Genomic DNA, 13783 nt, shown 5'->3' on the forward strand with positions numbered 1-13783 from the left:
CTGATCCACTAGCGCATCATCGCAAGCCAACCGCACTGGCACAATGGACGCGCCTAGCGCTGCGCCGACGAAGCGCCAGCCGGCAGCTTGACCGTCACGCGCAAGCCCCCCAGCGGCGCGGCTTCAAGCGCGAGCTCACCGCCATACAGTTCTACCAGCTCTTCCACGATGGCCAGTCCCAACCCATTGCCAGGCCGCTGCTCGTCCAGGCGCACGCCGCGACGCAGGACCGCGGCGCGCTCGTCCTCGCTCATGCCAGGACCGTCATCATCGAGGCACAAGCATAGCGCTCGCGACTCACGCTGAATGCTGAGCGTCACTCGCGATGCTGCCCAGTCGATCGCGTTCTCCAGCAAGTTGCCTACCAGCTCCTGCAGGTCATTGGGATCGATACGCAGTGCCAGCTCGTCGGCCAGCACGATACTGACCCGAACGCCCCGCCGATCCGCCAGGCGGGTCAGTCCCTCCAGCACGGGCGCCAGCACCTGACCAACGTGTACCTCGGCGGCGAGCGCGCTGCTGCCTGCAGCACTGGCCCGCGCCAGGTGATGGCGAACCGCGGCATTGATGCGCTCAAGCTCTTGTCGCATCTTGTCCCGCTCTGCCGCAGGCAGCTTCTCGACACGCGTCATCATCACGCTGACCGGGGTTTTCAAGGCATGCGCCAGATTGCCGGCGGTTGCCCTTCCTCGCTCGATCAAGCGCCGATCATGATCGAGCACGTCATTCATGGTGGCCGCAAGTTCGGCAAGTTCCGTTGGCAGTTGGGTGTCCAGGCGCTCACGCTGCCCCGCCTTGACCGCGGCCAGGTCCGCGTACAGCGAGCGAAGTGGCGCCAGCCCCCAGCGAATCTGTGCTGCCAGGCCAGCCAGCAGCAGCGTTCCCAGCGCCAGCAAGGACAACCACAGCAGCCACTCGAAGCGAGCGACCTCGGTATCCAGTTCCTGTCGGCTGACCGCCAGGCTGATCACCACCGGATGGGGGTGGTGGGACAGCGTGAGGGTGCGCTCCACCAGTCGCAGCGGCTGGCCTCGCGGGCCTTCGATGTTGCGCCAGTGGGTACCCGCACGGCCGTCCGTCGGCAGGCGCTGATCCCAGAGGGAACGAGAGCCCCGGGACAGCCCCTGGCCATCGCTGATCTGCCAGTACCAGCCGGAAAACACCTGACCAAAGCGCGAGTCGCCGAGGCTGTCAGTGACGATCAGTTCACCACTGACCGGATCCCGCTCCAGGGCGGCCAGCAGCACTCGGTGCATGGATGACAGCCGTTCGTCGAAGGACGCTGAGGCCGATTCACGGAAGCTGTAGGAGAGTCCTGCTCCCACCAGCGGCACGATCACCAGCACCAGCACCAACGAGGCGACAATCAGGCGCCGCGCCAGCGAGCCTGTGGTGGCCTTCACGACGTAGACTCGTTATCTGGCGTGACCAGCCGATAACCCTCACCGCGACGGGTCACGATGCGCTCACTTCCCAGCTTTCGCCGCAACCGACTGATCTGCACGTCGATAACGTTGGAGTCAGGCTCGTGATCGCGATCGTAGACGTGCTCAGCCAGCTCCGTGCGACTGACCACACGGTCCCTGGCGTGCATCAGGTAAGACAGCAGGCGCGATTCGTGGGCCGTCAAGGATACCGGCCGTCCGGCCACGGACACGGCTCCGGTGTGGGTATCCAGACTCAAGGCACCGGCATTCAGTACCGGATGAGAGTGACCGTGGCTACGCCGTACCAAGGCGCGCAATCGGAACAGCACCTCGGCGGTCTCGAAGGGTTTGGTGACGTAATCGTCTGCCCCGGCTGAAAAGCCTGCCGCCTTGTCCGACCAGCGTTCGCGGGCGGTCAACACCAGGACGGGCAAGTCGATGCTATCGTCGCGCCACTGCGCCAGCCAACGAGTACCGTCTCCGTCCGGCAGTCCCAGGTCCAGGATCACTGCGTCATAGCGTTCGGTTCGCAGCAGGAAGTCCGCATCACTGCCATTGGTCGCCGCTTCCACCAATAGCCCACCCTCGCCGAGAGATTCCGCAAGCGCCTCACTCAACGCCTGGTCGTCCTCGACCAGTAGAATTTTCATGACTACGTCTCCTGACATCCGTTTCGCTAGGGGCTTATTAGAAAGGGGCTCATTAGAGAGGGGCTTGATCGACAGAGTCTCACTCGACAGGTGCTTGATCGACAGGGTCTCACTAGAAAAGTGCTTACTCGATAAAGGCTGGCGAGGGCTATGGTGCTGAAGGTTGACGTCTCATCGCATCGATGCCCACCCCTTCAATCGCCTTCAGCTCACCGTTGCGACCGTCGAATTCAAACTCGACCACCTGTCCCTGGGCGCCGACCATCTCGATCTCGTAGATCGCTACGCCATCTTCCCGCTCCAGCTCGACTTCCAGCACCTGTCCGTCGTAGCGCTCATCCAGCCAGTCCAGCAGTGTGGGCAGTGCGACCAGACGTCCCTCACGAACTTCCTGGTGCAGGTTACGCCAGTCGTCATCGGCCATGGCGTCGCCCACGCCGAGCGACTGGCGTGCAAGATGCTGGAGGCCATCGACCTGGGCCAGGTAAGGCAGCTGCAGGGCGCTGGCCACTAGCAGCGCGACGACTAAAGAGTGTTTTACATATTTCATGACAGACAGTCTGAAGTAGCTGAGATGAACGAAACATGAACGACAACGTCAGGCTGGTGACAGGTTGCCCGTGACAGGATGGCCTCACTCACCGGACAGCAGCATGTGGTGAGCATACCTTCAACAGCGCAAGGAGTCCGCACATGAACAGAACAGTTACCCTCAGCCTGGCCGCCCTGACCCTCACCGGCGCTTTCGCCACCTCGGCGCTGGCCGATGACGGAGGCATCAGCCGCGAAGAGCTCGATCGGCTGCTGACCAGTACCGGCGAATACGGCTTCGCCAGCTACGACGAACTCGGCGTCGACGATGGCCATCGCTTTGAGGCAGAAGGCTGGCGTGACGACGGCTGGCGGCTTGATGTCGATATGTCGCTGGACGACGCCAGCATCCTGCGAGAGCAGCAGCGAGAGGGTCAGCTCCCAGAGTGGAGCCTGAGTGGCGACGAGGTCTCCCAGGCCCTGGACGCCGCACAGCAGGCGGGCCTGGAACTGTTCGGCTCATTGGATGTCGACCGTATGGGCGATATCGAGATCGAAGGCTACGACGCCCAACATCAGGAGATCGAGATTCGTCTTGATCGAGATACCTTCGATGTCACTGGAGTTCAGCATGACGACTGATCAATCGCGCTTTACCCACGAATACCAGCAAAACGCCGCCTGGAGGGCGGCGTCCCAATGGCAGCAGCGCGCTCGCCAAGCCCGAACCGCGCAGCGCCCCAGCGGCCTGCGACTCGTACTGGTCAGTCTGATCGGCATGGTCACACTGGTCTTCGCGACGCTGATGGCCCTGACCTTGAGTCTCGTCGGTCTGGCGCTGATGCCCTTCGTCCGCCACCGCATGAAAAAACGCATGGAAACCTACCGCGCAGACCATGCAGATGACATCACCCCCGGAATGACCAGCCGTGCCGCGCATCACGACTCAGCGCGAGTCTGGGAGGGGCAATGCGAGGTCAAGTCATCCTGATAGACGGCGCCCCTGGATGGACCGTCAGCGACTGACGTCATCCCGGGGCGTATCGCGCTGGTCGTCTCGTTGTGCCAGCTCTTGGCGCAACGCCACGACTTCCGTCTTCAGTTCGCGTACTTCCCGAGCGAGCTCTCGCAACATGTCCCGCTGCGCCCGATGCAATCGGCTGGTTTCGTCTTCCTGATCGCCGATAAACAGCGAACCGACATACGCCGCGAAACTACCGAACAGACTGACCCCCGCGACCATCAACAGGGCAGCCACCACACGACCCAGGGTCGTGACCGGATAGAAGTCGCCGTACCCTACCGTCGTCACCGTCACGAACGCCCACCACAGTGCTTCTTCAGCGGTATTGATCTGGCTATCGGGATTTGGCCCCTCGACGACCAGAATGACCACCGAGCCGAAGATCAGCAGCAGCACCGTCGCGGATGCCACCGAGGCAAAGATCCCCTTGGCCTTGTTGCGGAACAGCAAATTCCAGATCAGGCTAAGCGACTTGATCGCACGCAGCATCCGGATCACCTGTACCACCCGCACCAGTCGCCCTGCCATAAAGAAGCTGGCGGGTATGCTGGCAAGCAGGTCAATCCATCCCCAGCGCATGAAACGCCATTTGCTGTCTGCCTGGCTGAAACGGATCACAAAGTCCGCGAGAAAGAAGCCACAGACAACAAAGTCCAGCTTGGAAATCAGATCATCGACTTCCGGCGGCAGGTCATGCAGCTCCTGCACAGCCATGGCGCCAATAACATAAAAGGACAGGATCAGGATCAGGATCTGAAACGGAGATAGACGCTCTTGATTCATGGTGTTCGGGTCGATGGACGGGTCATCCTTGACCTTACGCGAAGCATGTCGGGCTGCCTAGCAGCAAGGCCGCCGGCAACACCTCGGCGTCAACGACAACTCACTCCAGCGCTTCGTAGGGCAACCCCACATAGTTTTCAGCCAGCGTGGTCAAGCCTGCCCGTGACCCTGTCAGGTAATCAAGTTCGGCCAGCTGCATGCGCTCCTCGAAAGTCTCTTCATCACTAAAGCGGTGCAGCATCGACGTCATCCACCAGGAAAAACGCTCGGCTTTCCAGATACGCCTGAGGCAAACCTCCGAGTAGCGCTCCAGCAGGTCTGTGCGGCCATCCTCGAACACCTTGACCATCAGGCGGTACAGGGTACTGACATCACTCGCCGCCAGATTAAGCCCCTTGGCTCCGGTAGGAGGAACGATGTGCGCCGCATCCCCCACCAGGAAAAGGCGGCCAAATTGCATCGGTTCCACCACAAAGCTGCGAAGCGGTGCAATGCTCTTCTCGATCGAGGGCCCCGTGACCAGCTGTTGAGCGACATCATTCGGCAAGCGTTGCTTCAACTCCTGCCAGAAGCGCGCATCGGACCAGTCATCGACCGTGTCATCCAGTGATACCTGGAGATAGTAGCGGCTGCGCTGGACCGAGCGCATGCTGCACAGGGCAAAGCCCCGCTCGTGGCGTGCATAGATCAACTCATGAGTCACCGGCGGAGTATCGGACAGCAGCCCAAGCCAGCCAAAGGGGTAGACCCGCTCGAAGGTCTTCAATCGCTCGTCAGGAATCGTGCGACGTGACACCCCATGGTATCCATCGCAGCCAGCCACATACTGGGCGTGCAGGTGGTAGCGCTTACCCTGGTGGATGAAGGTCACGCTAGGAGCGTCGCTCTCCAGGTCGTGCAGCGCTACCTCGTCCGCCTCGTAGAAGGTCGTAGCGCCCGACGCCTCTCGCGCCGCCATCAAGTCTCGCGTCACCTCCGTCTGGCCATACACCATGACCCGCTGTCCCCCAGTCAACGCCGCCAGGTCCACCCGCGCACGGCGATTGTCGAAGGCCAGCTCAAAGCCCTCATGGGGCAGCCCTTCGGCCTCCATCCGCTCACTGACACCCGCCTCACGCAGCAGGTCGACCATACCCTGCTCCAGCACACCTGCACGGATACGTCCCAATACATAGTCGCCGCTCTTGCGCTCGAGAATGACGGTAGCGATGCCAGCACGCTCCAGCAATTGCCCGAGAAGCAAGCCCGAAGGACCCGCTCCGATGATCGCCACCTGGGTCGTCATCGTCTCGTCGATATCTTCGTGGGCGGATGCAGTCATCGAGTCAAGCATGGCAGTGGCCTCGTCAGCGGGGTTGGAAGACGTTATGGTTGTGATGATATTTTTCGCTCCAAAGCACCGCCAAATAAGGCATGAAAAGCCCTTTTACTTGAACTTATCGAAGATACTCATCTGACTTTTGTCGTACAGGTGCGCACTTCAGACCACTCTGGTCGATGGGCGCTGGCCCCGTCGCGAGGTGATCCATGCAGACGCCGTCAACCACCTCTGAGCTCCCCCTGCCGATTCCGACGTTTAGCCTTTATGGAGAGCATCAAGGCTGGCCAACACCTGACTTGATTCACTGCGAATCCATCGCTGAACGCAGCCGCCTGCATGATTGGCGCATCCATCCCCATCGCCACAGTGACCTGAGCCATCTGCTGCTGCTGACCTCAGGGGAGGTGGAGCTTGAACTCGAGGGCAAGCGCCTGTCCTGCCAGGCGCCGCTGATGATTCTGGTACCGGCCCTTAGCGTCCACGGTTTTACGTTCTCGCCAGGCATTCAGGGGCACATCCTGACGCTGGCCGCGCCATTGCTGGCCCACCTGCGCCGCGAACTCCCCGAGGCCAGCCGCGTGTGGACCCGGGCAGGGGCAACGCCCCTCGGCACAGGGGGGAAGCGTCTGGTGGGGTTGATGGGTCACATCGATGCGGAGTACCGCCGGCCGGCACGGGACCGCAGTGTCCTGCTCGATGCACTGACCAAGGCACTGACGGTGGAGGCGGCACGTGCTGCCACCCCACCTTCTCAGCGCATCTCAGGGGTAAAACCAGACCCGGGTCACGTTCATCTACAGCGCTACCAGGCGCTGGTCGAGCAGCGCTTTCGCCAGCAACCCAGGGTCTCCGAGCTGGCCACGGAAATCACCGTGAGTGCCGCCCATCTCAATGCACTATGTCGGCGCCTTACCGGTCGCGGAGCACAGGCGCTGATGCATGAGCGGGTACTACTGGAGGCCAAGCGGGAACTCACCTATACCAACCTGACCATTGCCCAGGTCGCTGATGGGCTGGGATTTTCAGAGCCGGCGTATTTCTCACGTTTTTTCAAACGCTTGACGGGCTGCTCGCCCAAGGATTTTCGTCAGCGACAGCAGCGGGCAGCGCCGCCGCCAGAAGTATGAGCGGGCCTCGTGACGGACAAGGGCCGCCTGCAGGCGGCCCTTGTCCGTCATGGGAAGGCAGCGGCTACATCAGAAAGAACGTCGTCAGCACGGGAAACAGCAACAGCAATGCCAGGCGCACCAGGTCAGACACGATAAAGGGCGACACACCACGGAAGATCTCGCCCAACCCGACATGCGGCGCCATGGCCTTGATCACGAAGACGTTCATGCCCACCGGAGGGGTGATCAAACCAAGCTCTACCGTCAGCACGGTGATGATTCCAAACCATACCGGGTCGATACCCAGCACCTGAATGATCGGGAACACCACAGGCACCGTGATGACCAGCATGGCGATGGAGTCCATGAACATGCCCAGCACGAAGTACATCAACAAGATGCACAGGACCACCCAGATGGGCGACAGCTCTAGAGCAAACAGCGCATCACTGATCGAAAACGAGATGCGTGACAGAGAAATGAAGTAACCCAGCGCCTCCGCCCCAACCAGCATGAAGAACACCACGGCGGACAGCGCCAGCGTTTCCTGAACCGCTGCCCACAGCTGGGCGCCACGCAGGCCCTTGACCAGTGCATACAGCAAGGTGGCAAATGCGCCCACGCTCGCGCCTTCTGTCGGCGTAAAGACGCCCAGGTAGATGCCGAGGATCATCACCAGAAAGACACCAAAGAAAGGGACCAGCCCTCCCAACGATGCCAGCTTGTCGGCCCAGCCAGTCGGCTCGCCCGCCACCGCCAGGCCAGGCTTTACGCGCATGACAACACTGACGGTGAGCGCGTAGAGGACCAGGCCTAGTAGCCCTGGAATCAGGCCCGCCATGAACATGTCGCCCACCGACTGTTCCGTCAGAATGGCGTAGATCAGCAAGGCAATGCTGGGAGGGATCATGATGCCCAAGGTGCCCCCAGCCGCTAGCGCGCCAGTGGCCAGTCCTCGGTGGTAGCCATAGCGCTCCATCTCTGGCAAGGCCACTCGGGTCATGGTACTGGCTGTTGCCAGGGATGAACCGGAGATGGCCGAGAATACCCCGCAGGACCCCACTGCGGCGATGGCCAGGCCACCTTTCCAGCCGCCGCAGATGACCCGCGTCGACTGGAACAACTTGCCGGCCATGCCAGAGTGCGCCGCCAATACGCCCATCAGGATGAACATGGGGACCGCACTGAAGCTGTAGTTGGACAGCACCTCCACCGGCACTGACTTGAGCATGGAGACAGCGGCACCTACATCGATGATGACCGCGAAACCACCGACTCCCACCACCAGCATGGCCAGGGCCACCGGCACCCGCAGGATCATCAGCCCCAGCAGTACCACCAAGCCCATCGCTCCGATCCATTCAGTCGCCATGGGAAACCTCACCTCCACGGCCAGTGATCATGGCCAGCAGTCCCTCCAGCAGGCTGCGCAGGCCCATCACGGCACTCAAGACGGCCGCTGTCAGATAGATCGGCCCCAGCGGTAGGCGCAGGTCCTGAGTGACTTCGCCATACTCTGTCGCACTATGGGCTGCGCCTACCAGCCCGCTGGCCAATACGGCGCCTAACAGTGCAAAGCCGAGCAGGTAGCCGCCATGCAGTCGCGCGGTAATTGACGCAGGCAGACGATGAGAAAATGCCTCCACCACCACCTGGCTTTTCTCGACGGCGGCCGCCATGGTCGCCAGCAGGGCAAACAACATCAGGTAGCTGACCATCTCGACACTGCCGAAGACCTGGAGTGACAGGGCTCCGTCCGACAGGCGCTGTGCATAGCGTGTGACCACATCCGCCACGGTGATGGCCAGCATCAGTACCAGACAAAGACCGCCAAGCCCACGGCACAGCAGCGCCAGCCAGTGGCTGGTACCAAGCATCAAACGCTGCATGATGTCACTCCACCGAGCCACAGCTGTCTCGTGCGGCAAGCGCCGCCTGATACACGTCCTGGGCCTGTGAGATGCCTCGCTCTTCCAACCCACTCAGATAGTCGTCGATGCCCTGCTCGAGGGGCGGCGCCCAAGCCGCATCCTCAAGCGGCGCGTCGATCACACGGATGGTGTGCCCCGCATCCACTGCCTCCTGATGGCCAACTTCATCAATGGCATGGAAGACCTGGCCCGCATTCGTCGCCCACTTCATGCCTGAGTTGTCATCGATGACCGCCTGCTGTTCCGGCGTCAGTCGCTCATAGGCGCGCTGACTCATCGTGGCAACAAAAATCAGGGAATAGAACGGTACCTGGGTGTGGTACTCCACCAGCTCATTGATACGAAACCCCTTCATGCCCTCCCAGGGAAAGCTGAGGCCGTCCAGCACGCCGCGCTGCATCGAGCTGTAGATGTCCGGGGCTGGCATCGCTACCGGACTGGCCCCCATGTTTTCCAGGATATCCCCCGCCACCGCGGTGGGACGACGAATGCGCAGCCCAGCGAGGTCCTGGGGCGCTTGCACGTCAGTGTCGACAGTGTGGATGTACCCCGGCCCCGTGGTGAACATGAACAGTACGTGAGTGTCGTCGTACTCGCTCGCGATCTGGCCGTCGTCATAGAGCGTCTGCAAGATGCACGACCCTTGTACCGCAGTGTCGGAGACACCGGGGAGCTCCACTACCTGAGACAGAGGAAAGCGCCCAGCCGTGTACCCTTGGGCCGTCGCGCCGATATCGGCGATACCATTGACCGTCGCCTCATAGATATCATCGGCCTTGGCGAGCGTGCCGGAAGGGAACAGCTGCACCTTCAGGTCTCCGCCAGAATCCTCCTCGACCGCCTTTGCCCACTGTTCGAAAATCTGCGTATTGATACCGGATGCCCCGGGCCAGAAGTGCGCCATGCGCAGTGTCGTCGCAGCCTGGGCCTGAGCACATGCCAAAGCTGTCAGCGACGCTGCCATTAAGCAGGCGAGCGGTGTCTTCATCGGGGGTCCTCCCGTCGTTGTCGTTATTGGCACTGCCTGACGTCAACAGGTGGCTCCCTGCACTGGCGTCAATGACGGCAATGTTCGCATAGAGAACATGAGTTCGTTATTTGTGTTGAAGAAGGTAAACCACCCGCAATGCGAACGAAAAGCGACTTTGGTATAGGACCCAGCGACTCCACGCTTCTCTCGCCCTTTTCGACACTCGGTATCGCGGGCAAGAGGTATCCCACGCTGTCTCTCTCGGCAGCGGTAGATGTCGACACATACATCAACACCGGCCGCCTACCCGGCGCCCAGGGCTTGGAATAAAAGCCCTGAGGTAAAAGCCCTGGAGCCAATGCCCCTGAGAAAAAGCCCCTGAGCAAAAGTCCTTGAGCGAAAGTGGTACTTAGATGATGGCTTCACTAAAATTGTGTGCTGAAACGATACAGCCCTCCCCTCAAGGACGATCATGACTCCCCCTCGCCCGGGTATTGCCCTCCCCCTGATGTTGCTGCTGGCCTCACCCGCCGTGGCAGAAACCGCTGTTCAAAGCGCGGCTCAAAGCGCGGCTCAAACCCTGCCACAGAACACGGCGCCTCCGGCTGATCACACTGACGGTTCCACGATGACCGTGACGGCCTCGCGTTTGTCACGCGAGCTGCTGACGACCCCCATGGCCATGTCAGTGGTCGATGAAGAGGAGATCCAGCGTGGACAGCAGCGCGTACGGATCGATGAGTCTCTGGTGCGGGTGCCCGGTGTGTTCATCCAGAACCGCGACAACTTTGCACAGGGCGCAAGGGTCTCCATTCGCGGTTTCGGCGCGCGCGCACCTTTTGGCGTGCGCGGCGTCACCGTCCTGGTGGATGGCATCCCCTACACCCTGCCCGATGGTCAGGCGCAGCTGGATGCCATTGATCTGGATAGCGCAGAACGCATTGAAGTCATTCGTGGCCCTTCTGCCGTGCAGTACGGCAATGCGTCGGGGGGTGTCATTGCGGTGACTACCCGCGATGGCAGATCCGATGACAGTACCCGCATCCGCGTCGGAGTTGGCAGCGACGGCTACAACAAGCAGTCTGTGTCGACGGGCGGCACGCATGACGAGTGGGCCTATCACATCAATGCATCGCGTCTTGAGCTGGCGGGCTACCGGGACCATAGCCGCGCTGAAAAGACCCTTCTCAACACCAAGGTTTCGCGGGAGCTGGACGATCAACGAAGGCTGACAGCGATCGTCAACCTGCTGGACAATCCGCGCGCCGAAGATCCCGGAGCCCTGACCGCGGAACAGGTGGATGCCGATCGCCGACAAGCGGGTCGCTTCACCGAGGAATATGACACCGGACAAGACGTGGATCAGCAGGTCCTCGGGCTGCTCTACCAAGACCTGGGGTTCGGTTCCGGTGAGCTGTATATAAAAGGGTTCAGCACCTGGCGCGACTTCGAGCAACAGCTGCCCTATCCCGGTGACAGCTTGATTGACTACCGTCGGCAGTACTTCGGCGGTAGCGCGGAGTACCATCAGCGCTTTCATGTTGGCGGCATGGCCCTGGACGGCATGGTCGGCGTTGATGCCGCGCGTCAGGAAGATGATCGACACCGGCAGGAGGTGGCCTTCAGCGGTGAGATTACCGGTGAGGTGGCGGATGAGACGCAGACTGCCGAAAGCCTGGGAATCTTTGCTCAGGGTGATCTTGCGCTCGACGAGCAATGGACCCTGTCGGCCGGCATTCGCCATGACCGCGTCGAGCTGGACATCGAGGACGATTTCACCAGCGATGGCGACCAGAGCGGTCAACGGACCTTTGAGGATACCAATGGCAGCCTCGGCATCAGCTATCGCTATCACCCGAATCACCAGCTGTATGCCAATACTTCGACGGCCTTCGAGACGCCTACCTTCTCAGAGTTTGCCAATCCAGCAGGTGGAGGCTTCAATCCAGACGTGGAGCCACAGCAGAGCTGGAGTCGCGAAGTGGGGGCGCGAGGCACCCTGACCAGTGGCCTGGACTACGACATCACCTTGTTCTCCATCGAGGTGAAAGATGAACTGGTGCCTTACGAGATCGAGGGAAGCGACCGCACCTTCTACAGCAATCTCGGCGATACCCGTCGCGAAGGCCTCGAGCTCGCCCTTGGCTGGGCGCCATCTGCTCAACTCGAGTTGTATACCGCGCTGACCCTCGCACGCTACGAATTTGATAGCGCGGGAGGGGCAGGTCTGAAGGGCAACCGACTTCCAGGTCTGCCCGAGACCACCTGGGTCAACCAGCTGACCTGGTATGGCTCCAGCGACCGTGACACCAGCCCCTTCGCGACCCTGGAAACCCAGTATGTAGGAGACATGGTGGCGGACAACGCCAATACCGTCGACGTCGACAGCTACTGGCTAGCCAATCTAAGGGCTGGCAAGGGATGGCGTCTGGGCAGTGAGCAGACACTGTCGACGTATCTCGGCATCCGCAATCTGTTTGATGAAGATCACTATGCCAACGTCCGCATCAATGCCAGCAACGACCGCTACTTCGAGCCAGCACCTGACCGTGCTGTCTATGCCGGTGTAGAACTGGCGTTCTAACCCTCCCGCGCATCTTCTAAAATCATGCCGATCCGCTCGTTTCCCCTTGGGAAGCGAGCGAATCCTCATGCTCTATTGAGCCAGATCAAGTACATCAACATGGGCCACTGAGACGATGAGGCGATACGTCGTCACAAGAGGTCCAGCTTGCGCTGGTTCCACCGCTCATGCTGATCCGACGCTCCACAGAAGTGACCATGCGGCTATGGTCTGGCGGCACAACAAGAGAACTGCTCATTGCTCCCGAGGGCAGTGACTACGCACGACGCGACTTTTACATACGCCTGAGCACGGCGACGGTCGAAAGTGAAGAAAGCATGTTCACCCCCTTGATTGGCTACGAGCGCCACCTGATGGTATTGGAGGGGCAAGCACACCTGGTGCACCAAGGGCAGCGTAGCGACCGACTGAGCCGCTTCCAGACAAGCACGTTTGACGGCGCTTGGCAGACCCAGAGCTTCGGCCTCTATCGGGATTTCAATCTGATCCTTCGCTACGGCAATCGCGGGTACATCAGCCATCAACATCTATCACTACGGGAAACGCTTCACCTATCTCGCGAGGAAGCCTTGGTTCGCGCTATCTATCTGGAACGGGGGCGTCTCGAGCTGGTCAACGGTGACATCATCAACTGCCAGGACATGCTGATGGTAGAGCCAGGTGATCGATTATTCTTGCGCGCCCTGGAAAGCTCCGACCTGATCCTTGCGACCTTCACCGCATAGATTTTGCATAGAGTCTTGTATAGACCTTCCCTGGATAGACCTTCCCTGGATAGACCTTCCCGACATAGTCCTTCCTTCTCCGAGAAAACCTCAACATCGGGATTTCTCCTATCCTCCGAGCCCCGTCATCGACGTGTCATTGATGGAAAGGCTTAGGCCAGACCACGCCGAGGGGGTATTCGGCGTGGCCCCACAAATAAAGAGCGGCTGAACGTATCAAGAGGCCATGCATGCGGCTTTTTAAATAAAGAAACCCCGACCATCTCTCGATAATCGGGGTTCTTCTGAATAAATGCCTGCCGATGACGCTTAGATATCAATGTCTTTACTCGCCTCATCCCTGAGACTCGCCCTTCGTTCCTCAGGGCCCGCCAGCGGCGGTTCTCCCCTGTTCCCGACAGGGTAGTCGCATGGGGGTGAGCCACCCTGGAGCTCTTTGCAAGGGCTGCAGCGAAGCTGCAAGGGGTGGCGAACGCCACGAGCCCGCCCTTGAGAAGAGCCAGGCCGGACCGCGCCGAGGGGGGGATCGGCGTGGTCCCACAAATAAAGAGCGGGCTGAACTTGTAGAGAGCCCATGCATGCGGCTTTTTAAATAAAGAAACCCCGACCATCTCTCGATAATCGGGGTTCTTCTGAATAAATGCCTGACGCCTCTGCGGCCACTTCGTGGCCTTGAGCCTGGGCTCGGGGCGCCGCAAGCGGCTTTACATCCCTCGCCCGTTCGAGCC

Annotated in this window: 13 protein-coding genes; 5 read left to right on the forward strand and 8 right to left on the reverse strand. The window is 60.6% G+C overall.

Going from position 1 to position 13783, the window contains the following annotated elements; translation table 11 throughout:
• Nucleotides 1-53: 53 nt before the first annotated feature.
• The 3 genes from JF545_RS10065 to JF545_RS10075 all read right to left on the reverse strand — a co-directional run bounded on the left by JF545_RS10065 (nt 54) and on the right by JF545_RS10075 (nt 2627).
• Entirely contained in the window at nt 54-1403 is a 1350-nt protein-coding gene (locus JF545_RS10065; protein WP_206941749.1) for a sensor histidine kinase, read from the reverse strand.
• The gene (locus JF545_RS10070) at nt 1400-2077 is read right to left on the reverse strand and encodes a winged helix-turn-helix domain-containing protein (protein WP_206941750.1); all 678 of its coding nucleotides are present in this window, start codon (nt 2075-2077) and stop codon (nt 1400-1402) included. The genes JF545_RS10065 and JF545_RS10070 overlap by 4 nt, the downstream gene beginning before the upstream one ends.
• 148 nt (nt 2078-2225) lie before the next feature.
• On the reverse strand, nt 2226-2627 hold the full coding sequence (locus JF545_RS10075; protein ID WP_242520766.1) for a PepSY domain-containing protein: 402 nt from the start codon (nt 2625-2627) through the stop codon (nt 2226-2228).
• A gap of 143 nt (nt 2628-2770) precedes the next feature.
• Here JF545_RS10075 and JF545_RS10080 point away from each other — a divergent pair, with 143 nt between their 5' ends.
• Entirely contained in the window at nt 2771-3250 is a 480-nt protein-coding gene (locus JF545_RS10080; protein WP_206941751.1) for a hypothetical protein, read from the forward strand.
• On the forward strand, nt 3240-3599 hold the full coding sequence (locus JF545_RS10085) for a hypothetical protein (protein ID WP_206941753.1): 360 nt from the start codon (nt 3240-3242) through the stop codon (nt 3597-3599). The genes JF545_RS10080 and JF545_RS10085 overlap by 11 nt, the downstream gene beginning before the upstream one ends.
• Before the next feature lie 24 nt (nt 3600-3623).
• Here the strand turns inward: JF545_RS10085 and JF545_RS10090 are convergent, their stop codons facing one another.
• Together JF545_RS10090 and pobA are read right to left on the reverse strand one after the other, a co-directional pair.
• Entirely contained in the window at nt 3624-4415 is a 792-nt protein-coding gene (locus tag JF545_RS10090) for an ion transporter (protein WP_206941755.1), read from the reverse strand.
• A gap of 100 nt (nt 4416-4515) precedes the next feature.
• Nucleotides 4516-5700 carry a 4-hydroxybenzoate 3-monooxygenase gene (gene pobA, locus JF545_RS10095; RefSeq protein WP_206941837.1) on the reverse strand — a complete coding sequence of 395 codons (1185 nt, stop codon included), beginning with the start codon at nt 5698-5700 and terminating at the stop codon, nt 4516-4518.
• Between the two features lie 242 nt (nt 5701-5942).
• Here pobA and JF545_RS10100 point away from each other — a divergent pair, with 242 nt between their 5' ends.
• Nucleotides 5943-6863: a helix-turn-helix domain-containing protein gene (locus tag JF545_RS10100; RefSeq protein ID WP_206941757.1), complete on the forward strand. Its 921-nt coding sequence runs from the start codon at nt 5943-5945 to the stop codon at nt 6861-6863.
• Nucleotides 6864-6927: 64 nt separating this feature from the next.
• On the opposite strand, the gene JF545_RS10105 is transcribed toward JF545_RS10100, so the two are convergent.
• Genes JF545_RS10105 through JF545_RS10115 form a run of 3 tightly spaced genes read right to left on the reverse strand, consistent with a single transcriptional unit; the run spans nt 6928 to nt 9764 of the window.
• Nucleotides 6928-8217 (reverse strand): TRAP transporter large permease, encoded by a 1290-nt coding sequence (locus JF545_RS10105; protein WP_206941759.1) that lies wholly within the window; start codon nt 8215-8217, stop codon nt 6928-6930.
• Nucleotides 8207-8734, reverse strand: a complete 528-nt coding sequence (locus tag JF545_RS10110; RefSeq protein WP_206941761.1) for a TRAP transporter small permease — start codon at nt 8732-8734, stop codon at nt 8207-8209. Before JF545_RS10110 ends, JF545_RS10105 begins: the two co-directional genes overlap by 11 nt.
• A 4-nt stretch (nt 8735-8738) precedes the next feature.
• Nucleotides 8739-9764: a TRAP transporter substrate-binding protein gene (locus tag JF545_RS10115; RefSeq protein ID WP_206941763.1), complete on the reverse strand. Its 1026-nt coding sequence runs from the start codon at nt 9762-9764 to the stop codon at nt 8739-8741.
• Between the two features lie 454 nt (nt 9765-10218).
• On the opposite strand from JF545_RS10115, the gene JF545_RS10120 reads away from it, so the two are divergent.
• Both JF545_RS10120 and JF545_RS10125 read left to right on the forward strand, forming a co-directional pair.
• Entirely contained in the window at nt 10219-12330 is a 2112-nt protein-coding gene (locus tag JF545_RS10120; RefSeq protein WP_431606262.1) for a TonB-dependent receptor family protein, read from the forward strand.
• A gap of 197 nt (nt 12331-12527) precedes the next feature.
• Nucleotides 12528-13055 carry a HutD family protein gene (locus tag JF545_RS10125; RefSeq protein WP_242520792.1) on the forward strand — a complete coding sequence of 176 codons (528 nt, stop codon included), beginning with the start codon at nt 12528-12530 and terminating at the stop codon, nt 13053-13055.
• Nucleotides 13056-13783 lie beyond the last annotated feature (728 nt).

Origin of the sequence: Halomonas litopenaei (assembly GCF_017303055.1) — a bacterium.
In the GTDB taxonomy this organism is placed as follows: domain Bacteria; phylum Pseudomonadota; class Gammaproteobacteria; order Pseudomonadales; family Halomonadaceae; genus Halomonas; species Halomonas litopenaei_A.

Coding starts and splice junctions, on each gene's coding strand:
- JF545_RS10070 (WP_206941750.1), bottom strand. CDS start 2,077: ATGAAAATTCTACTGGTCGAGGACGACCAGGCGTTGAGTGAGGCGCTT.
- JF545_RS10075 (WP_242520766.1), bottom strand. CDS start 2,627: ATGAAATATGTAAAACACTCTTTAGTCGTCGCGCTGCTAGTGGCCAGC.
- JF545_RS10080 (WP_206941751.1), top strand. CDS start 2,771: ATGAACAGAACAGTTACCCTCAGCCTGGCCGCCCTGACCCTCACCGGC.
- JF545_RS10085 (WP_206941753.1), top strand. CDS start 3,240: ATGACGACTGATCAATCGCGCTTTACCCACGAATACCAGCAAAACGCC.
- JF545_RS10090 (WP_206941755.1), bottom strand. CDS start 4,415: ATGAATCAAGAGCGTCTATCTCCGTTTCAGATCCTGATCCTGATCCTG.
- pobA (WP_206941837.1), bottom strand. CDS start 5,700: ATGACGACCCAGGTGGCGATCATCGGAGCGGGTCCTTCGGGCTTGCTT.
- JF545_RS10100 (WP_206941757.1), top strand. CDS start 5,943: ATGCAGACGCCGTCAACCACCTCTGAGCTCCCCCTGCCGATTCCGACG.
- JF545_RS10105 (WP_206941759.1), bottom strand. CDS start 8,217: ATGGCGACTGAATGGATCGGAGCGATGGGCTTGGTGGTACTGCTGGGG.
- JF545_RS10110 (WP_206941761.1), bottom strand. CDS start 8,734: ATGCAGCGTTTGATGCTTGGTACCAGCCACTGGCTGGCGCTGCTGTGC.
- JF545_RS10115 (WP_206941763.1), bottom strand. CDS start 9,764: ATGAAGACACCGCTCGCCTGCTTAATGGCAGCGTCGCTGACAGCTTTG.
- JF545_RS10120 (WP_431606262.1), top strand. CDS start 10,219: ATGACTCCCCCTCGCCCGGGTATTGCCCTCCCCCTGATGTTGCTGCTG.
- JF545_RS10125 (WP_242520792.1), top strand. CDS start 12,528: ATGCGGCTATGGTCTGGCGGCACAACAAGAGAACTGCTCATTGCTCCC.